Annotated in this window: 18 protein-coding genes; 6 read left to right on the top strand and 12 right to left on the bottom strand. The window is 66.9% G+C overall.

All coding sequences use genetic code 11. The features are described 5' to 3' along the window. Positions 1 to 119: 119 nt before the first annotated feature. Both chrA and AC1DNE_RS06800 read right to left on the bottom strand, forming a co-directional pair. Positions 120 to 1,535, bottom strand: a complete 1,416-nt coding sequence (gene chrA, locus AC1DNE_RS06805) for a chromate efflux transporter (RefSeq protein WP_441470502.1) — start codon at positions 1,533 to 1,535, stop codon at positions 120 to 122. 15 nt (positions 1,536 to 1,550) lie between these two features. Beyond that, positions 1,551 to 2,537, bottom strand: a complete 987-nt coding sequence (locus AC1DNE_RS06800) for a chromate resistance protein ChrB domain-containing protein (RefSeq protein WP_441470501.1) — start codon at positions 2,535 to 2,537, stop codon at positions 1,551 to 1,553. Between the two features lie 96 nt (positions 2,538 to 2,633). Here AC1DNE_RS06800 and AC1DNE_RS06795 point away from each other — a divergent pair, with 96 nt between their 5' ends. After that, on the top strand, positions 2,634 to 3,605 hold the full coding sequence (locus tag AC1DNE_RS06795) for a Fe-Mn family superoxide dismutase (RefSeq protein ID WP_441470500.1): 972 nt from the start codon (positions 2,634 to 2,636) through the stop codon (positions 3,603 to 3,605). Beyond that, complete coding sequence (locus AC1DNE_RS06790; RefSeq protein ID WP_441470499.1) at positions 3,602 to 4,072, top strand: chromate resistance protein ChrB domain-containing protein; 471 nt, start codon at positions 3,602 to 3,604, stop codon at positions 4,070 to 4,072. The genes AC1DNE_RS06795 and AC1DNE_RS06790 overlap by 4 nt, the downstream gene beginning before the upstream one ends. Positions 4,073 to 4,096: 24 nt before the next feature. Here AC1DNE_RS06790 and AC1DNE_RS06785 read toward each other — a convergent pair whose 3' ends face one another. The 7 genes from AC1DNE_RS06785 to AC1DNE_RS06755 all read right to left on the bottom strand — a co-directional run bounded on the left by AC1DNE_RS06785 (position 4,097) and on the right by AC1DNE_RS06755 (position 11,503). Continuing rightward, positions 4,097 to 5,263, bottom strand: coding sequence for an NAD(P)/FAD-dependent oxidoreductase (locus AC1DNE_RS06785; RefSeq protein ID WP_441470498.1), 1,167 nt, complete (start codon positions 5,261 to 5,263; stop codon positions 4,097 to 4,099). 8 nt (positions 5,264 to 5,271) lie between these two features. Next, positions 5,272 to 6,882: an FAD-dependent oxidoreductase gene (locus AC1DNE_RS06780; RefSeq protein WP_441470497.1), complete on the bottom strand. Its 1,611-nt coding sequence runs from the start codon at positions 6,880 to 6,882 to the stop codon at positions 5,272 to 5,274. Between the two features lie 98 nt (positions 6,883 to 6,980). Then, the gene (locus AC1DNE_RS06775) at positions 6,981 to 7,739 is read right to left on the bottom strand and encodes an amino acid ABC transporter ATP-binding protein (RefSeq protein WP_441470496.1); all 759 of its coding nucleotides are present in this window, start codon (positions 7,737 to 7,739) and stop codon (positions 6,981 to 6,983) included. Beyond that, a complete protein-coding gene (locus AC1DNE_RS06770) occupies positions 7,736 to 8,602 on the bottom strand; it encodes an amino acid ABC transporter permease (protein WP_441470495.1) in 867 nt (288 codons plus the stop codon). Before AC1DNE_RS06770 ends, AC1DNE_RS06775 begins: the two co-directional genes overlap by 4 nt. 131 nt (positions 8,603 to 8,733) lie before the next feature. Further along, positions 8,734 to 9,474, bottom strand: coding sequence for an amino acid ABC transporter permease (locus tag AC1DNE_RS06765; protein WP_476765158.1), 741 nt, complete (start codon positions 9,472 to 9,474; stop codon positions 8,734 to 8,736). 117 nt (positions 9,475 to 9,591) lie between these two features. Continuing rightward, positions 9,592 to 10,413, bottom strand: a complete 822-nt coding sequence (locus AC1DNE_RS06760) for a transporter substrate-binding domain-containing protein (RefSeq protein WP_476765159.1) — start codon at positions 10,411 to 10,413, stop codon at positions 9,592 to 9,594. Positions 10,414 to 10,501: 88 nt separating this feature from the next. After that, the gene (locus AC1DNE_RS06755) at positions 10,502 to 11,503 is read right to left on the bottom strand and encodes a GlxA family transcriptional regulator (protein WP_476840993.1); all 1,002 of its coding nucleotides are present in this window, start codon (positions 11,501 to 11,503) and stop codon (positions 10,502 to 10,504) included. Between the two features lie 55 nt (positions 11,504 to 11,558). Here AC1DNE_RS06755 and AC1DNE_RS06750 point away from each other — a divergent pair, with 55 nt between their 5' ends. The 4 genes from AC1DNE_RS06750 to AC1DNE_RS06735 all read left to right on the top strand — a co-directional run bounded on the left by AC1DNE_RS06750 (position 11,559) and on the right by AC1DNE_RS06735 (position 16,838). Further along, positions 11,559 to 12,809 (top strand): sarcosine oxidase subunit beta family protein, encoded by a 1,251-nt coding sequence (locus AC1DNE_RS06750; protein WP_476810119.1) that lies wholly within the window; start codon positions 11,559 to 11,561, stop codon positions 12,807 to 12,809. A 159-nt stretch (positions 12,810 to 12,968) separates the two neighbouring features. After that, positions 12,969 to 13,244, top strand: coding sequence for a sarcosine oxidase subunit delta (locus AC1DNE_RS06745; RefSeq protein WP_476840992.1), 276 nt, complete (start codon positions 12,969 to 12,971; stop codon positions 13,242 to 13,244). Continuing rightward, positions 13,241 to 16,225: a sarcosine oxidase subunit alpha family protein gene (locus AC1DNE_RS06740; protein WP_476765163.1), complete on the top strand. Its 2,985-nt coding sequence runs from the start codon at positions 13,241 to 13,243 to the stop codon at positions 16,223 to 16,225. The genes AC1DNE_RS06745 and AC1DNE_RS06740 overlap by 4 nt, the downstream gene beginning before the upstream one ends. After that, the gene (locus AC1DNE_RS06735; protein WP_476765164.1) at positions 16,218 to 16,838 is read left to right on the top strand and encodes a sarcosine oxidase subunit gamma; all 621 of its coding nucleotides are present in this window, start codon (positions 16,218 to 16,220) and stop codon (positions 16,836 to 16,838) included. Before AC1DNE_RS06740 ends, AC1DNE_RS06735 begins: the two co-directional genes overlap by 8 nt. A gap of 205 nt (positions 16,839 to 17,043) precedes the next feature. On the opposite strand, the gene AC1DNE_RS06730 is transcribed toward AC1DNE_RS06735, so the two are convergent. Genes AC1DNE_RS06730 through AC1DNE_RS06720 form a run of 3 tightly spaced genes read right to left on the bottom strand, consistent with a single transcriptional unit; the run spans position 17,044 to position 19,137 of the window. Next, positions 17,044 to 17,817 carry an amino acid ABC transporter ATP-binding protein gene (locus tag AC1DNE_RS06730; protein WP_476765165.1) on the bottom strand — a complete coding sequence of 258 codons (774 nt, stop codon included), beginning with the start codon at positions 17,815 to 17,817 and terminating at the stop codon, positions 17,044 to 17,046. Further along, positions 17,817 to 18,470 (bottom strand): amino acid ABC transporter permease, encoded by a 654-nt coding sequence (locus AC1DNE_RS06725; RefSeq protein WP_476765166.1) that lies wholly within the window; start codon positions 18,468 to 18,470, stop codon positions 17,817 to 17,819. Before AC1DNE_RS06725 ends, AC1DNE_RS06730 begins: the two co-directional genes overlap by 1 nt. Positions 18,471 to 18,477: 7 nt before the next feature. Beyond that, positions 18,478 to 19,137, bottom strand: coding sequence for an amino acid ABC transporter permease (locus AC1DNE_RS06720; protein WP_441470485.1), 660 nt, complete (start codon positions 19,135 to 19,137; stop codon positions 18,478 to 18,480). Between the last annotated feature and the right edge of the window lie 16 nt (positions 19,138 to 19,153).

Raw genomic sequence — 19,153 nt, 5'->3', positions numbered from 1 at the left:
GTTACGGACCGGCTGGAGGACTTGACGGGTTGCGGATGCTGCGCAACCGCGCTGGGCGGCGGGCGCGATCCGGCTGAACACGCTCCGATACTTGGTGCTGTCGACGGGTAATATTTCCGTCAGGTGAGCCCGTGCAGCATCCCGTAGAGCAACCCGGCCGCTGAACATGCTGCGATGACCTTGATCATCCCGACCTTGAAGCGGAACACGGCGATCATGGCGGCCAGCGTCAACAGCAGCGAGGCGACGTTGACCGTGCTCAGGACCGGCACGTCGAGTTCCAAGCCATAGGCGCGGATTTGTCGGACTTCGGCGAACAGGACGTGCAGCGAGAACCAGATCGACAGGTTCAGGATGACGCCGACGACGGCGGCCGTGATCGCCCCAAGAGCGGCGGAAAGCGCCCTGTTGTTGCGCATTGTCTCCATGAACGGCGCGCCCAGGAAGATCCAGAGGAAGCAGGGAACGAAGGTCACCCAGGTCGTCAGCAATCCGCCGAGCGTGCCGGCCAGCAGCGGATTCAGCGAGCCCGGCGCACGGTAGGCCCCCATGAAGCCGACGAACTGCGTGACCATGATCAGCGGCCCGGGCGTGGTTTCGGCCATGCCGAGGCCGTCCAGCATCTCACCCGGCTTCAGCCAGCCGTAATGCTCGACCGCCTGCTGGGCGACATAGGACAGGACCGAATAGGCCCCGCCGAAGGTGACCATCGCCATCTTGGAAAAGAAGATGGAAATCTCGGTGAACACGTCGCCTCGGCCGAGCGTCGCCAGCAAGGCGACGATCGGAGCGAACCAGAGGAAGAAGCCGATGGCGGCGACCTTCAAAGACCAACTCAGCGGCGGCCTGGCATGTGCCGGAATGCCATCGCCGAGCGCTGAATCGATGTCGGCGACCTGCTTGGCTCCGACCTTGCCGTGACCGCCTCCGACCCGGAAAGCGGACCAGCCGGCGCGGCCGCCGACATAGCCGATCAGGCCCGCTACAAGAACGACAAGCGGGAAGGGGGCATGGAAGAGCGCCAGGGCGAGGAAGGCGGCCGCGGCGAGGCCGATCATCACTCCGTTCTTGAGGGAGCGCCGGCCGATCCGGAGCACGGCTTCGAGCACGATCGCCAGCACCGCCGCCTTCAACCCGAAGAACAGCGCCTGCACACTCCCGACATTGCCGAAGATGGCGTAGATCCAGCTCAGCGCCATGATGGCAATGAGGCCGGGAAGCACGAACAGGGTTCCGGCGACGAGGCCGCCCTTGGTCTTGTGCAGGAGCCAGCCGATATAGACGGCCAGTTGCTGCGCTTCCGGCCCGGGAAGCAAGGTGCAGTAGTTAAGCGCATGCAGGAACCGCGTCTCGCCGATCCAGCGCTTCTCCTCCACGATGATGCGGTGCATCACCGCGATCTGCCCGGCAGGGCCGCCGAAGCTGAGCGCCGCGACCCGCGCCCAGACGCGCAGGGCCTCACCGAATGAAATCCCATGGTCGGGCTCGGCGCTCCGATTGGGAGGCGCAGCGTCGATGGTCTCGCTCTTGTTCATCACATTCCCCGGTCGTCAGGCGCGCTTCGACCTGAAGTATTGATAGAGGTTGTCGAAGACAGCCGCGCCTTGCGCAATGCGTTCTTCGTCCTGAGGGTATGCGGTGCAGACGCCCGAAATCAGGCTCGCAATGCCTGTCGTTTCCTCGCGCCCGAATTTGCCGTCCTTCAAATCGATGTCGTGGACGATCTCGGAAACGGCCTGGAGCGCCGCATCGGTGATGCCGCTGCGAGAGAGCAGGACTTCGAAGCTGCAATGATCGCCCTCATGCGTGATCTCGCCTTCGAACATGTCGAAGCGCAGCTCTCCTGGTTCGGGCTCGTATCCCTTGCCCGGAACGAAGCGGATGACGGCACTGGGATCGATGAAGCGGCGGATCAGCCAGCTACAGGCGATCCGGTCGACATGCACGCCCTTGCGCGTCACCCAGACATGGCCCTTGAGGTCGGCTGCAGTTCGCGTCGGTGTTTCCGGCGACGGCGTCGTCATATGGGCATCCTCTGCAAGCCTGCGCTCGATCTCGGCGACCAGGCTCTCGGCCGAAAGGCGGCCGGTCGCTCCGAAGAAGTCGATGGCGGCGACGTCTGCGAGCCGTTTCCGCAGACGACCGGTTTGCGAGCGAGCTTCCGCCTTGTCCTCGGGCGTGGCGGTTGCCGTGAGCCGGGCGGAAAGAGCGCGCGCCTCCTTGGAGATTTCCTCGTAATCTTCATCGCGTGTCGCGTCGAAGAGAGCCCTGGCCTGGCTGTCCGAGAGGCCGTCGATCAGACGCGCTTCGCAGATCATGGCCTCGCCGCCGCCTTCAACGATCTCCTTCAGCAGCCACTCGAAATCCTCCTGAGTTTCGGCATTCGCGGGCAGGGCATAGACCGTGCTCTTCACCGCGACGGAGCCGATCCCTTGCAGGCGCCGCCAGATCTTCACCCGGAAATACGCCGGCTTGCTCGGCAACTGGTGGATCAGCAGGAGCCAGCGCTGCTCCGCGGAATTCGCATCGTCACTCATGTTCGTACCGTATCATTCGAAATATAAAAAGCAACACTTGTATCATTTTTGATTCGGGCGTAGCGTCCGGTCATTGCGTATCCTGGAGAGGGTGCCATGCATCGGATCATGCCCTTGCCGTTCAAGCCGCCGCGCCTTGACGGGCTCTCCGAGCGGCTTCTGGCGAGCCATTACGAGAACAATTACGGAGGCGCCGTGCGACGCCTCAACGCCATCGAGCGCCGCCTCGACGAGCTTGACTGGAGCCAGACGCCGGTGTTCGACATTAACGGCCTCAAGCGGGAGGAACTCGTCGCCGCCAATTCGGCGATCCTGCATGAGATCTATTTCGACGGGCTCGGCGGCACCGGCGATGCCGCGGGCGACCTCGCGCTGGCGCTGGAGCGGGATTTTGGCAGTGTCGCCGGTTGGCGCTCGAAATTCTCGGCCTGCGCGAAGGCACAAGCCGGCGGCTCGGGGTGGACCTTGCTGGTCTGGTCCGAGCGTCACGAACGCCTGATGATCCAATGGGGGCAGGATCACACGAGCTACCTCGCCGGCAGTATCCCGATCATGGCGCTCGATATGTACGAGCACGCCTATCACATCGATTTCGGGGCTAAAGCCGGAGCCTATGTCGACGCCTTCATGAAGAACATCCATTGGGAGCGGGTTGGCGCTCGGTTCCAGCGGCTCGCCTTGAACCGACGCGCGGTCGGCTTAGCTGCCGCCGACGTTCCCGGAGACACCGTAGCCGCGGAGGATTTGCTGGCTCGCTTGCAGCGCCAGGACGATTTCGTCCTGCTGGACGTCTGCCTCGCGGAGGATTTGGCGAACCGCGGCGACATGATCCCGGGGGCGCAACTGCGCGCGCCAGAACAGATCGCCGATTGGGCCGGGGACCTGCCGAAGGACAAGCCGATCGTCGCCTACTGCGTCTACGGCTTCCAGGTCAGTGGCGACGCCGTCGCCGAACTTCGCCGTCGCGGCCTCGATGCCCGCTCGCTCGCAGGCGGCATTGCCGCCTGGCATGCGATCGGCGCCCCAACCGTTCCGCTCATCACCGCTGAAGGGAGGCCTACGCCATGAAATGGGTCACGCGCGAGCGCCCCGTCATCGATCGGATCGCCTGTCCCTGGCTGATCACGCGGTTCATCGACAAGGAGCCGGAGTTCCTGTTCGTGCCGCCGGATCAGGTCAGGAAGGTGGCCGAGGAAAGCGGCGCCATTCCCTATGACGTACCCGGTGTCGAATACACGCATTTCGGCGAGGGATGCAGCTTCGATGCCTTCGTCGAGAAGCATGATCTGGCCAAGGATCCGGCCATCGCCACGATTGCCGCGATCGTTCGCGGCGCCGATACGGACCGGCACGATCTCACGCCGCAATCGGCAGGATTGCTGGCAATCTCGATGGGGCTTCGCGATCTCTCCCCGGACGATCACGAGGTGTTGAAGCGCGGCTTCATCATCTACGATGCGCTCTACGCCTGGGCATCCCGCCGCAAGGGCGAGACCCACAATTGGCCGCCGGCGATGAAGGCCACGGCTGCCTGACGACTTTGCTCCGGTCTTGGACCGTCACGCGACCAGCGCTTCGGTCGCCGCCGTCACCTGCCAGCCCTGCAATTCCCGCCAGTTCGGCTCCAGCTTCGCGAAGCGCGACAGCTTGAAGGTGGAAATATCGGCGAAGCTGCACGCGCCGTCGACGACGAGGTCCCGGATCGCGTGGCCGCTCGCGGGCGAGAGGCCGAAGCCGACGCTCGACAGGGTCGCGACCACGACATTCGCCTGTGAATCCAACCGGTCGATCACGGGACGGCCGTCCGGCGTATTCTCGATCACGCCGGCCCAGGAGCGGATGATGCGGGCATGTGCCGCCTTCGGCAGAAGCTCGGCCAGGCGCTTGCCCATATGCAGCATCAGCGGCGTGGTCGGCTTCGCCGGCGTGCCTTCCTCGGCCATCGCCAGCCATTCATGCGGCCCGCCGCCATAGGCGAGGTTGCCGCGCAGGGTCTGTCGACCATAGAGGCCGCAGCCGTCGACGCCGCCGAGCGGCATCAGCGGCAACGGCTCCGTCACGATCATCTCGCAGCGGGCCGATTGCACCGGCACCTCCTGCCCGAGCATCGCCGAGAGCCGCCCGGTCTGTGGGCCGGCAGCGAGCACCAGGCTGTCGCAGCCGATGACGCCGCGGTCGGTCTCGACCGCCGTCACGCGCCCGCCTTCGCTGCGGAAGCCGGTGACCGTCGTATGCTGCAGGATGCGCCCACCATGGTCCTGCATCGCCCAGGCATAGCCCTGCAGCGTGCGGTGCGGATTGGCATGGCCGCCGAACTTGTAGTGATAGCCGCCGACGATGGTGTCGCCCGCCAGCGGCACGAGCTCCTTCGCCTGCCGGACGTCGAGCATGTCCGACTGGAAGCCCTGCCGCTCGGCGTTTCGCAGGGCGCGGCCGTAGAGCGCCATCTGGTGCTCGCTGGAAGCAAGGCGGATGCGCTCGCCCCTGAACTCGGTCGGGTATCCCAGCAACTCGTCCATGATCGGCCAGAGCCGCTGTTCTTCGGCGAAGAGCGGCGAATGGTGGTGCGAGCAGCCGCCGCCATTGCGGCCGGAGGCCTCCCAGCCGATCAGGCCCTTTTCCAGCACAAGCACGTCGACGCCCTCGCGCGCCAGCCACCAGCCGGCGGAGAGACCGGTCACGCCGCCGCCGACGATAACGACGGAAGCTCCGTTGATCTCGCTCATGTTGGCTCTCACTCGCTCGCGACGGGGCCGGTCGCGTCGTTGGTCGCGACGGTGTAGCGCTCCGGAACCTCCCAGAACGGCACCCATTGCGCATGCATGCCGAACCAGGTGTCCCAATGCTCGGCCTGCTCCGGCGCTTCCGGCACATGGGCCGTCATCGACAGCGGCATCGGCCGCGCCGGCGTGCGATAGCCCGCGAGCGGGATCGCCGAGAGCGGCAGGGCCGCGCCGAGCGCCAGCAGCGCCGCAACCTGTTCGCGGCAGCGGCGGCCCTGGCAGGGGCCCATGCCGGCACGGGTCAGGCGCTTGACCTGATCGGGGTTGGGCGGGCCATTGCCGAGCAAGGCCGCGAGCGAACGGTCGTTGCGGCGCTCGTTCTGCCAGTCGAGATAACGCGGTGGACGGACTTCGAGGATTTCGCGGGCCGTCACCTCCTCGCACTGGCAGACATGGAATTCCGCGCGCGCCTCGATGACACTCGCCCGCACCCAGGCCAGGCGGTAATCGGAGATGTCGTATCCCGGTGCCGGCGGGTTCGTGGCGCTGTCTGCCATTGCATCCGTGCCGAGCGCCGCGACGGCGCATCGGGCTTCCGCTTCGGCGACCGCGCGGTCGCGGGTCTTCGCGGCCCAGATGCCGGCACAGTCGCCGACCGCATACACGTTCGGGATGCTTGTGCGCTGGTTCGCATCGAGGACCGGCGCATAGCCCCCGCGCTCGGGCTGAAACGCCACCTTGCAGCCGGCGGCATCGATCAGATCGACGACCGGGGTGGCTCCCACAGCGAGCACGATGCCATCGCAGGCGATGGCGCGCTCGTCCTGTGCCGGATGGCCTTCGTCGTCGAGCCCAGCGACCATTGCCGCCTCGACGGAATCGCGCCCGGCCGCCTCGCGGACGACATGGCGCGTCAGGATATCCGTCCCGCCCTCGCGCAGGCTGGCCAGCAGCGCCGCGTCGCCGACGGCTTCGGGAGCCTGCTCGACGATCGCAGCGACGCTGGCGCCGGTCTCGCGCAGCGCCAGCGCCGTGGTCAGGGCTTCCGTGCTGGAGCCGAGGATGACGAGCCGGCGCGGGCCGAGCGCGCCGTAGCGTGTCGCGAGACTAAGCGCGGCGGTGGCGCCCAGCACCCCCGGCTTCTCCCAGCCAGGGAAGCCGAGACCCATGTCGCGTCGGCCGCAGGCGAGAATAACGTGCCGCGCCTGGACCAGGGCGCTGCGTTCCTCGTCGGCGAGCCCCGCGACGAGGCCGGGCATCCAGCCGAGTGCCGGACCGTTCGCATAAAGGCCCCAGCAGGCGGTGCCGAGGCGCACATCGATGCCGGCCTCGAAAGCCTCTGCGATCCGCGGTTCGGAGGCCACGAATGCCTCCATCATGGCGTTGCGATTGCGGGCGCTGGCCGCCATGCCCTGCCCGAAATGCAAGGGCACGTCGTCGCCCATCGTCTTGAATGGCACGGGGTTCTCATCGATCAGCAGGACGCCGAACCCACGCTTCGCGGCTTGGATCGCCGCTTCGAGCCCGGTGGGCCCGCCGCCGATGACCAGGACGTCCACCGTCTCGTCGATGGCCAGCGGCTTGCCGGTGACGGATTTGGGGTCTGAGGCCAGAGTGTTCATGAGGCACGCTCTCGAATGACGGCGTTCATTCTTGGACGGGCGGCCTGCGGTGGCCGGCCGGTTTGCGACATCGACCGGCTCTGACGCGACATGTCGCGTCAGAGCACCTGATCGAGGAAGGCGCGGGTGCGGGCTTCTCGCGGCGCGCCGAAGAACTCCGCCGGTGCCGCGTGCTCGACGATGACGCCGCCGTCGGTGAAATAGACATGGTCGGCGACTTCGCGGGCGAAGCCCATCTCGTGGGTGACGAGGATGCAGGTCATCCCCTCTGCGGCAAGGTCGCGGATGGTGACGAGCACCTCCTTCTTGGTCTCTGGGTCGAGCGCGGCGGTGACCTCGTCGAACAGCATCACCTTGGGGTTCATCGCCAGCGAGCGGGCGATCGCGACGCGCTGCTGCTGCCCGCCCGAAAGCTCGCCCGGATAAGCCTGGTGCTTGTGCGATAATCCGACCTTGGCGAGCAGGCGCTTGGCCCGCTCTTCGACCTCTGCGCGATCCTGCTTCAGCACATGGACCGGCGCCATCATCACGTTCTGCAGCGCCGTCTTGTGAGGGAACAGGTTGTACTGCTGGAAGACGATGCCGACGTCGCGGCGCAGGGCGAGCTTGTCGAGCATGGGGTCGTTGACCTGCCGGCCGGCGACGGTGATCGAACCCCTGCTGATCGGCACCAGCGCATTGATGCAGCGCAGCAGCGTCGACTTGCCCGAGCCCGAGGGGCCGATGATGCAGACGGTCTCGCCGCGGCGAATGGTCAGGCTGACGTCCTTCAGCACCGGGAAGGCGCCGAAGGCCTTCTCGACGCCCTCGACGACGACGACCGGCTCGCCGAGTTGATGCTTGGCGACCATGGTCATCCCTTCACGTTGAAGCGGCGTTCGAGCGCCATGGTGAGGCGCGCGATCGGATAGCAGTAGGCGAAGAACATCAGCAGGAGCAGGAGATACATCGGCAGCATCAGCTCCGGCCGGCTCTCGGCCACGAGCGCGGCGCGCGTCACCGTCAGCCCGTCCTGAATGCCGACGACCGAGATCAGCGTCGTGGCCATCGTCAGGATGGCGTAGAGGTTCATCCAGGGCGGGATCATCCGCTTGAAGGCCTGTGGCAGGATGATCATCCACATCGTCTGGCGGCGGGTGAAGGCGAGCGCCTCGGCCGATTCCCATTGGCCCGACGGAATCGAGCGGATGCCGCCGCGCACGATCTCGGAGACGTTGGCCGCGACCGGAAGCGCCAGCCCGATGATGGCCTTGACCCAGGCGGGAAAGGCCAGGGTGACCGGGCCGAGCTTCAATTCGAAGGGCAGCAGGAACATCGCGTAGAACAGCAGCACGAGCCAGGGTGCGTTGCGGAAGAACTGCGTCGCGGCCCAGGCAGGCTTGCGCAGCGCCGCGGATGGCGAAACTTGGCCGATGCCGAACAGCACGCCCACCGCCGTTCCCAACACCATCGAGAGGAAGCTGATCAGCAGGTTGAACAGGAAGCCCTGGAAGATCAGCGGTGCCCAGCGCAGCAGGATGGTGACGGCACCGTCGCGTGCCGCCGGTGCGGTCACCTGCGCCACGGCCAGCGAAGCGGCGAAGAGGATTCCGGCGCCCGCGACGAGCCCGGCGCTCAGGAGGGCAGGTGCGGCAAGGCCGCTCGGCGCGATCGGCGCGGCGCGGAATGGCTTGAGGACCGGAAGGTCGCTTTCGGGGCGGACGTCATGACGAGCCCTCATCCTGAGGAGCGCTCTGCAAGAGCGCGTCTCGAAGGATGATCCAGATGTCTCCGGAGCCTCCTGAAGCATCCTTCGAGACGCCGCTTCGCGGCTCCTCAGGATGAGGGCTGAGGAGATGGGTCGGCTCGCTTTCATGGCATGTAGCCCGGAATGCGCATGGCTTTCTCCCAGCGATGCATCACCCAGACCAGAACTGCGACGAGCAGGACATAGGTCACCAGCAACACGTTCATCATCTCGCGGACGTTGAACATCTCCGACCAGATCTGCGAGGCGGCGTAGAGCAATTCGGGCACGCCGATCGCGTAGGCGAGGGTGGTGGTCTTCACGAGATTGACGAGGTTGTTGTTGAGCGCCGGCAGACAGATGCGGAAGGCGAGGGGCAGCACGATCTGGCGCCAGAGCTGGAAGCGCGTGTAGCCGAGCGATTCCGCGGCCTCGACCATCGTCTCGGGCACAGCCTCGATCCCGGCGCGGAAGATCTCGACGTTGAATGCGCCGGCGAAAAGCGAGAAGGCGATGATCGCCCAGCCTGTGCCACTGACAAGCGGTGACTGTCCGCCGAAACCGTCCGACACCGTCGGCAGCAAGCCGCCGACGGCGAAGTAGAAGAAGGAGAGCTGCACCAGCGGCGGGGTATTGCGGAAGAACTGGACGTAAACCCGCACCAGCAGCCGTCCGAGGCGCGACTGGCTGCCGGCCACCCAGACCCCGAGGAGCCCGATCGCGAGCGAGGCCAGGATGGAGACGACGCAGATATAGGTCGTGGTCCACAGCCCGGTGAGGAAGCGGGAACGATCGAAGGCGTCGTAGAAGATCGAGAAGTTGAGGCCATGAACATCGTTCAGGCGCTCGAAGAAGGCGGCAATCATGTCCGAAACCTCGGGTAGGCTTGGCGCGTCATGGTCGGGCTTGACCCGACCATCTCGGAAACCAGAGCCCTCTGGTCATGAGATTCTCGGGACAAGCCCGAGAATGACGCCCCGAGGCTACGAGCCGCCCTTCAGCTTCTTGTTGGTCTCGATCAGGTAGGGGCTCTGCTTGATGCCCCACTTGCTCTCGAGCGCGAGCAGCTTGCCGCTCTTGTGCCACTCGACCGACATGTCCTTCAGCAGCTTGCCGAAGGCGCCGTCGAGGTCGTCGAGGCGCACGCCGATCGCCCAGAGCTGCGGATCCTCCGAGGTCAGGGGCATTTCGTAATTGGCCCATTTCGGATCGCCGCCCGCCAGCGTCGAGACGATCAGCGTGTCGTCGAAGAGGAAGGCGACGCAGTTGTTGCCCAGCAGCGCGTTCAGCCCATCCGGCACGGAGGGGAACACCACCAGCTCGGGCGAATACATCTGCGAGACGCGGCGGTTGTAATAGGCGCCCTGCACGGCGCAGACCTTTCGGCCCTTCAGATCTTCCCACTTCTTGAGACCGGCGCTCTTCGGCGCGAGCACGTTGGTGGCACCGGCATAGTAGTTCGGCTCGATCATGCCGATCTGCTTGCGCCGGTCGGGCGTGTCGCCGAGCGTCGCCAGGATCATGTCGATGCGGCCCTGCCGCAGGAACTCGATGCGGTTGGCGGCGATGACGGGAACCATCTCGATCTTCACGCCGAGCTTGTCCGCGACCTCCTGCGCAAGATCGATCTCGAGGCCGACGATCTTGCCCGACGGGTCGAGGAAGCCCCAGGGCTTGTAGTCGTTCTTCACGCCGACAGTGAGGACGCCCTTCTCCTTGATCTTGGCGAGGGTGTCCTGAGCGAGGGCCGGCGCGGCGGCGAGCGTGGCGGCGACAGCCAGCGCCAGAGCGGTCAAACGTTTCATCGGTCGCGATCCCCTGTTTTTATTTGAAGCCCTAGACTTCCGGGGGATCGGTGCGCGGATTTGATCCTGTGCGACGCTTTCTTGCCTGTCAGCGTCGATCAGAGTGAGCTTGCTGCACTCTCTCGCCGCGCGGGGGATGGCCGAAGCGCTCGCGATAGCTGCGGGAGAAATGGCTGGCGCTGGCGAAGCCGCAGGCGAGTGCCGTTTCGAGGATCGAGAGGCTTGTCTGCCGCAGCAGGTCGCGCGCGCGGTCAAGGCGCAGGGCCAGGTAGTGCTCGCCGAGCGACCGGCCGAGATGCTGGCGGAACAGGCGCTCGAGCTGGCGCAGCGAGACATTGGCGAGGCGGGCGAGGTCCTCGCGCGGTTCGGGATGCTCGATGGTCTGCTCCATGCGCCCGATGACGCGCAGCAGCGGCGCATGCGCGATGCCCAGCCGCTCGCGCAGCGGCATACGCTGCGGACCGGCTCCTTCCCGGACATGGGTCTGCAGGAACCACTCGCTCACGGCCAGCGCCAGTTCGCTGCCGTGTTCGCGCGCGATCACGGCATGCAACATGTCGAGCGGGGCGGTGCCGCCGCTGCAGGTCAGCCGGTCGCGATCGATCTCGTAGAGCGAGCGGCGCAGATCGAGGTCCGGATACTCCTCCAGGAAGGCCGGCGCGTGCTCCCAATGGAGCGTGAAGCGATAGCCGGTCAGCACGTTGGCGCGCGCCAGCAGATAGGGGCCGCCCGAGACGCCGCCGATCCGCACACCGCGCCGGGCGAGTTGGCGCAGCCAGGCGAAGGTCGGCTGATGGTGGAAGAGGGCCGGGTTGCCCCCGGCGCAGACGAACAGGTAGTCGAGCCGCAATTCGGCGCCGACGCTCGCATCCGCCGCGATGGCGACGCCGTTCGAGGCCGAAGCGGGCGCGCCGTCGATCGAGACATGGCTCCAGCGATAGAGCGACCTGCCGGAGAGCCGGTTGGCCGCGCGCAAGGGTTCGATCGCCGAGGCATAGGGCAGCAGAGCGAAATCAGGGATCAGCAGAAAGCCGACATGAGCCGGTGCGCTGTCGTCGCTGCTGGGCAATCGGATGTCGCTATCGAGCATGTCACGCAGCCTATGTCGGTCAATCTCCAGATGACAAGACCGCCCGGACCCCTCGATGCGCTATTCCGTCTTCTCGCTGCTCGCCCAGGCCTTCCAGGGGCATAAAGGCTGGACCCCCGTCTGGCGCGATCCTGCGCCCAAGGCCGAATACGATGTCGTGATCATCGGCGGCGGCGGGCATGGCCTCGCGACGGCGCATTACCTCGCCAGCCGGCACGGCATCACGAACGTCGCGGTGCTGGAGAAGGGCTATCTCGGTTCCGGGAATGTCGGCCGCAACACCACGATCATCCGCTCGAACTACCTGCTGCCGGGCAACACGCCGTTCTACGAGCTTTCGATGAAGCTCTGGGAGGGGCTGGAGCAGGATCTGAACTACAACGCCATGGTCAGCCAGCGCGGCGTGATCAACCTCTACCACTCGGATGCGCAGCGTGACGCCTTCGCCCGGCGCGGCAATGCGATGCGGCTCGCCGGCGTCGATTCCGAGCTGCTCGGCCGCGAGCAGGTGAGGGCGATGCTGCCCTATCTCGATTTCGACAACGCCCGCTTCCCGATCCAGGGCGGGCTGCTGCAGCGCCGCGGCGGCTCGGCGCGGCACGACGCCGTTGCCTGGGGCTATGCGCGGGCCGCCGACAGTCGTGGCGTCGACATGATCCAGAACTGCGAGGTCACCGGCATCACCATGGCCGGCGGCCGGGCCGTCGGCGTCGAGACCTCGCGCGGGCCGATCCGGGCGAGGAAGATCGCCATGGCGGTGGCCGGCAACTCCTCGCGGGTGGCGGCGATGGCGGGCCTGCGCTTGCCGATCGAAAGCCATGTCCTGCAGGCCTTCGTCTCCGAAGGGCTGAAGCCCCTGATCGACACCGTCGTCACATTCGGCGCCGGGCATTTCTACATCAGCCAGTCGGACAAGGGCGGGCTCGTCTTCGGCGGCGATATCGACGGCTACAACTCCTACGCCCAGCGCGGCAATCTGCCTGTGATCGAGGACGTGATGGAATCTGCCATGGCGCTCTGGCCGGGCCTCGGCCGGGTGCGCATGCTGCGGCATTGGGGCGGTGTCATGGACATGTCGATGGACGGCTCTCCGATCATCGATCTGACGCCGGTCGATGGGCTCTACCTCAATTCCGGCTGGTGCTATGGCGGCTTCAAGGCGACGCCGGCTTCCGGCTTCTGCTTCGCGCATCTGATCGCGACGGGACAGCCGCACCCCGTCGCGACCGCCTATCGGCTCGATCGCTTCGCCACCGGGCGCCTGATCGACGAGAAGGGCGCCGGCGCCCAGCCCAACCTGCACTGAGATGACAAGCTGCGCTCACCATCCCCACCATGGTCGGGCTTGTCCCGACCATCCACGTCTTCGCTGGTCGAACGTTGTGTTCAAGACGTGGATGCTCGCCACGAGGGCGAGCATGACGGTTGCGGTGCGTCGCATCCCGAAAATCGTGGAAGCCTGACCATGCGCATCACCTGTCCCCATTGCGGCGCGCACGACGCCCAGGAATTCAGCTATCTGGGCGCGGCCGACCCGCAACGCCCTGACGGCATGGCGGCGACAGAGGCGGTGATGACCGACTATGTCTATCTGCGCGACAATCCGGCGGGCACGCACCGCGAACTCTGGTATCACGGCGCCGGCTGCCATGCCTGGCTGGTCGTGACCCGCGATACCCGCACTCATGCGATCGCGGCGGTCGAGCCGGCAAAGACGCGCAAGACGGGAGCGGTGGCATGAGCGGGCAGTCCTTCCGCCGCGCCTCCGGCGGCCTGATCGATCGCGGCCGGGCGCTGACCTTCAGCTTCGATGGCAAGCCATATCAGGGCTATGCCGGTGACACGCTGGCCTCTGCGCTGCTCGCCAACGGGGTGCGGCTGGTGGGCCGCTCCTTCAAGTATCACCGCCCGCGCGGCATTCTCTCCGCCGGCCCGGAGGAGCCGAACGCGCTGGTCGAGCTGCGCTCCGGCGGCCGCCGGGAACCGAACACCCGGGCCACGGTGATCGAACTGTTCGGCGGGCTCGATGCCGCAAGCCAGAACCGCTGGCCCTCGCTCGCTTTCGATCTGCTCTCGCTCAACGGGCTCGTTTCGCCGGCTCTGGTCGCCGGCTTCTACTACAAGACCTTCATGTGGCCGGCGGCGTTCTGGGAAAAGCTCTACGAGCCGCTGATCCGCCGCGCCGCAGGCCTTGGCCGCGCGGCCGGAGCGGAAGATCCCGACCATTACGAAAAGGCCTTCGCCTTCTGCGACGTGCTCGTGATCGGCGGCGGGCCCGCCGGTCTTTCGGCGGCGCTGGCAGCGGGCCGCAGCGGTGCCCGCGTGATCCTCTGCGACGAGGATTTCCGCCTGGGCGGTCGCCTGTTGGCGGAGCAGCGCCAGATCGCTGGAAAGCCGGCGGCCGAATGGCTGGCGGCGACGCTGGCGGAGCTCGAAAGCCTGCCCGAAGTGCGGATTATGCCGCGCACCACGATCTTCGGCCTCTACGACCACGGCATCTACGGCGCGGTCGAGCGCGTCGCTGATCACCTGCCGGAGCCTGCGGCCCATCAGCCGCGCCAGCGCGGCTGGCGCATCTATGCCAAACGCGCGATCCTCGCCGCGGGCGCGCTGGAACGGCCGATCGTATTCCCCGGCAACGATACGCCCGGCGTGATGCTGGCCGGGGCGGTGCGCGCCTACGTCAATCGTTACGGCGTCATGCCGGGCCGCGAAGCGGTGCTGTTCACGGCCGGCGACGATGGCTGGACGACAGCGCGCGACATCGCAGCCGCCGGCGGCAAGGTGGCGGCCATCGTCGATAGCCGTCCCGACGCGGATCCAGCGCGCAAGGCGCTCGCCGACAAGCTCGGCGCAAGGCTGTTCGCAGGCGCCGTGATCGAAGGCACGCGCGGGGGCCGTCAGCTCGGCGGCGTCAGCATCCGCGATGCCTCCGGCGCGAAGACGGCTCTCGCCTGCGATCTGCTGGCCGTCTCGAACGGCTGGAACCCGACGCTGCATCTGACCTCGCACCAGAACGGCAAGCCGGCCTGGGACGAGGGCCTGCAATGTTTCGTGCCGGGCACCTTGCCGCCGGGGCTCTCCGTCGCCGGCAGCGCAGCCGGGCGCTTCACCCTGGCGCAGGCGCTGGAGGACGGCGCTCGGCTCGGCCGCGAGGCTGTGGCCGATGCGGGGCTGACGCCTGCGGCGGCTGAGCCCGCGCCCGCGACCGATCCCGAGACGACCGCGCTGAAGCCCGTCTGGCGGGTGAAGGGCACGAAGGGCAAGGCCTTCGTGGACTACCAGAACGACGTCACCGACAAGGATGTCGAGCTGGCCGCGCGCGAAGGCTTCCGGCCCGTCGAGCATCTCAAGCGCTACACCACGCTCGGCATGGCGACCGACCAGGGCAAGACCTCGAACCTCTCCGGCCTGGCCATCATGGCCGAGCAGACGGGCAGGACGATCCCGCAGACGGGCACGACGACGTTCCGCCCGCCCTATACGCCGGTCGCGATCGGCGCGCTGGCGGGCCACCACCGCGGCAAGGACTTCAAGCCGGTGCGGCTGGCGCCGACCCATGAGTGGTCGAAGGAGGGGGGCGCCGTCTTCATCGAAGCCGGCCAGTGGCTGCGGGCCCAGTACTATCCGAAGCCCGGGGAGGGCGATTGGCTGACCACCGTCAATCGCGAGGTGAAGGCCGTGCGCGGGAGCGTCGGCATCTGCGATGTCTCGACGCTCGGAAAGATCGACATCCAGGGCCCAGACGCCGCCGAATTCCTCGAGCGGGTCTATATCAACGGCTGGAAGGCGCTGCCGGTCGGCAAGGCCCGCTACGGGCTGATGCTGCGCGAGGACGGCTTCGTCATGGATGACGGCACCACCTCCCGCCTCGGGGAGCATCATTTCCTGATGACGACCACGACGGCCAACGCCGGCAAGGTGATGCAGCATCTGGAATTCTGCCATCAGGTGCTGTGGCCGGAGCTTGATGTCCGCATGGTCTCGGTGTCCGAGCAATGGGCGCAGGTGGCCGTGGCCGGCCCGAAGGCGCGCGAGACCCTGCGCGGCGTCGTCGATACCGCGCACGACATCTCGAACGAGGCCTTCCCCTATCTCGCGGCGCGCACTGTGACGGTCGGCGGCGGGATAACGGCCCGGCTCTTCCGCATCTCCTTCTCGGGTGAGCTGGCCTTCGAGCTTGCAGTCCCGGCCGATTATGGCGACGCGATGATGCGCGCCCTGATGCGGGCGGGCGAGCCCTTCGGCATCACGCCCTACGGCACCGAGGCGCTCGGTGTGCTGCGCATCGAGAAAGGCCATGTCGCGGGCAACGAGCTCAACGGCCAGACCACGGCGCGCGATCTCGGCCTCGGCAAGATGATGTCGACGAAGAAGGATTTCGTCGGGCGGCTGATGGCGGGCCGGCAGGCCCTGGTCGAGGGGGACCGGCCGTCCTTCGTCGGCTTCAAGCCGGCCGATCCGTCCCAGCGCCTGCGTGCGGGCGCCCATTTCATCGGCATCGGCAAGGCGGCGGTGATGGAAAACGACGAGGGTTACATGACCTCGGTCGCCCATTCGCCGCATCTGAACCACTGGATCGGCCTCGGCCTGATCCGGAACGGCGCCAGCCGCATCGGCGAGCGCGTCCGCGCCTACGACCCCGTCCGCAACGGCGACATCGTCGTCGAGATCTGCTCGCCGGTCTTCGTCGATCCCGAAGGAAACCACCTCCATGGCTGAGACAGCGATCTCTTGGGTCCCGCGCGGCGCCTGGGCCGGGATCGCGCAGCCCGGCTCCTTCGGCATGAAGGGGGATGCTGGCATCTGTGCGACTTTGCTCGATGGCTTTGGTCTGGCGACGCTGATCGCCGAACCCGGCATGGCAACGGCTCTGTCGCGGGCCGTCGAAGGCAGGCTCGGCATCGTCCTGCCGGAGACACCGAGGATTGCGCAGGCCGCGGCGCATGACGTGGTCTGGGCGGGGCCGGGGCAATGGCTGCTGCGCGCGGCCTCGCGCGATGGCTTTGCCGGGCTTCTCGGCGAGCTCTCGGCCCATGCTGCCGTCAGCGATCAGAGCGATGCGCGCGCCGCCTTCAGGCTCTCGGGTTCGCGTGTTCGCGATGTGCTGGCGAAGGGCGTGATGCTCGATCTGCACCCGGCGGCCTTCGCCGTCGGCGATACCGCTCTGATCAGCGTCGCCTATGTCGGCGTGCAGCTGTGGCGGCTCGCCGACGGCCCGGACGGGCCCGTATTCGAGATCATGGTCGCACGCAGCATGGCAGGGAGCTTCTGGTCCTGGTTTGCCGCATCGGCGGCCGAATTCGGCTGCCGTGTTGCCACCGGCCGAGGTTGATTGCAGCGCCTCGCGCGCCATTCGCGCTGCCGGCCTTGCCGGCATTCTCCTTCTCTCGGGGACCCGCGTGAGCGGGTCAATCATGCCGTCTTGCTTCTCCGGCGCCGGCACAACGCAGCGGGACACCGCCCGCGCGTCGACGCGCGCGAGCTACGACCCGGGGGACGCGGGCAGTGCGAGCAGGCCAGTTCGCCGCGGCCGGCCGCTAGCTCCGCGTATTGCGCAGAAACTCCGCCAGCCGGGTGCTCTTGGGATTGCCGAAGATCTCCGCGGGCGGCCCCTCCTCGACGATCCGCCCATGTTCCATGAAGACGACGCGGCTCGAGACGTCCCGCGCAAAGCGCATCTCGTGGGTCACGATCAAGAGCGTCGCGCCATCCTCCGCGATGCTCTTCACCGTATTGAGCACCTCCTGGACGAGCTCGGGGTCCAGCGCCGAGGTCACCTCGTCGAGCAGCACGAGCTTTGGGTTCATGGCCAGCGCCCGAGCAATGGCGACGCGCTGCTGCTGGCCACCGGAGAGCTGGCTCGGATAGTGGTCCGCCCGCGTGGCGAGGCCGACGCGCGCCAGCCATTTCTCGGCTATCGCCCGGGCTTCGGCCTTGGGCAGCCGCAGCACCTTGCGCAAGCCGAGCATCACATTGCCGGCCGCCGTCAGATGCGGAAACAGGTTGAAGCTCTGAAAGACCATGCCGGTCATCGCGCGCTGGCGCGAGAGTTCGCGGTCGCCGAGCCGATGACGGCGCCCGGCGGCCGTGCGATAACCGATCGTCTCGCCATCGAGAACGATGTCGCCCCCCTGGTATTCCTCCAGCAGGTTGACGCAGCGCAGCAGGGTCGTCTTCCCCGAGCCGCTGGAGCCGATGATCGAGACCACCTCGCGCTGGTTGAGGTCGAGATCGACGCCCTTGAGTACCTCGGTATGGCCGAAGCGCTTGGTCAGGCCGCGGATCGCGAGGAGAGGGTGCTGCTTGTCCATCAATGCTGCCCGACCCGCCGTTCGACGGCCTTGCCCAGTTGATCCAGCACGATGTTGATCACCAGATAGAGGATGCCGGCGAAGACATAGAACTGGATGGTCATGAAGTTGCGGCCGATGATCTCCTGCGTCTTGAGCAGGAGTTCGCCGACGCCGATCATCGAGAGCAGGCTCGAGCCCTTGATCAGCTCGACGCCGGTATTGATCCAGGGCGGCAGGGCGCTGCGCGCCGCCTGCGGCAGCAACACATAGGCCAGGAGCTGCGGGAAGGTCAGCCCGATGCTGCGTCCTGCCTCGGCCTGCCCGGGCGGGATCGCCTGCAGCGCACCGCGCAGCAATTCGCCGATATGGGCGCCGGCGAAAAGCGACAGCGCCAGGATGCCGGCCTGGGTCGGGCCGAGGTTCAGGCCCGCGACGGCGGGAATGTAGAAGGCCGCGAGGATCAGGACGAGCACGGGCGTGCCGCGCATGATGTCGACATAGAGCCGGAACGGCAGCTTGAGCCACCAGGGTGCATAGGACAGCTGGATGCCAACGAGGCCGCCGAGCAGCGTGCCGAACAGGATCGAGGCGGCGGCGATCTCGACGGTGAGGACGAAGCCGTCCCAGAGCGCGAAGCGGGCGATCCAGAGCTGATCGAGGAAAGCTTGCATCGTCGGCTCAGAACTTCGGGAAACGGCGTTCGAGGCCGCGCAGCAGCATGGCGATGACGACACAGGCAGCGATGTAGAGCCCGCTCGCCACCGTCCAGGTCTCGATGACGCGGAAGGTGTCGACGTTGATCTTGCGGGCCTCGAAGGTGAGTTCCGGCACCGCGATGGCGGCGGCGATGGAGCTGTCCTTGAACATGCCGATGAAGGTGTTGCCGAGCGAGGGCAGGGCGTTGCGCAGCATGATCGGCGCGACGACGGAGGTATTGGTCTGCAGCCGCGTCAGCCCGATCGAGCGGGCCGCCTCGATCACACCCTTTGGCACGGAGATCAGTCCGGCGCGGAACACCTCGGTGAGATAGGCACCGGAATAGAGCGCGAGCGCGCCGGCGAAGCTCTGGTATTTGTCGAGCGTGATGCCGGCCTGGGGCAGGGCGAAATAGGCGAGCAGCACCAGCACCAGCAGCGGCAGGTTGCGGATCAGCGCGACATAGAGGGCGGAAAGGCTGCGCAGCGCCCGATAGGGCGCGACGCTGGCGAAAGCGGACAGAAGGCCGAGCACGGTGCCGATCGCCACGGCGACGACGGCAAGCCCCAGCCCGATGGCGAGCCCCAACAGAAGCCTGTCGAAGCTCGCCCAGACGGCGCCGAAATGCAGCGAGTAGTCCACGGGCAGCTAGCCTAAG

Source organism: Allobosea sp. 05L423, assembly GCF_056397745.1.
This window is presented reverse-complemented; position numbering and strand designations above follow the sequence as displayed.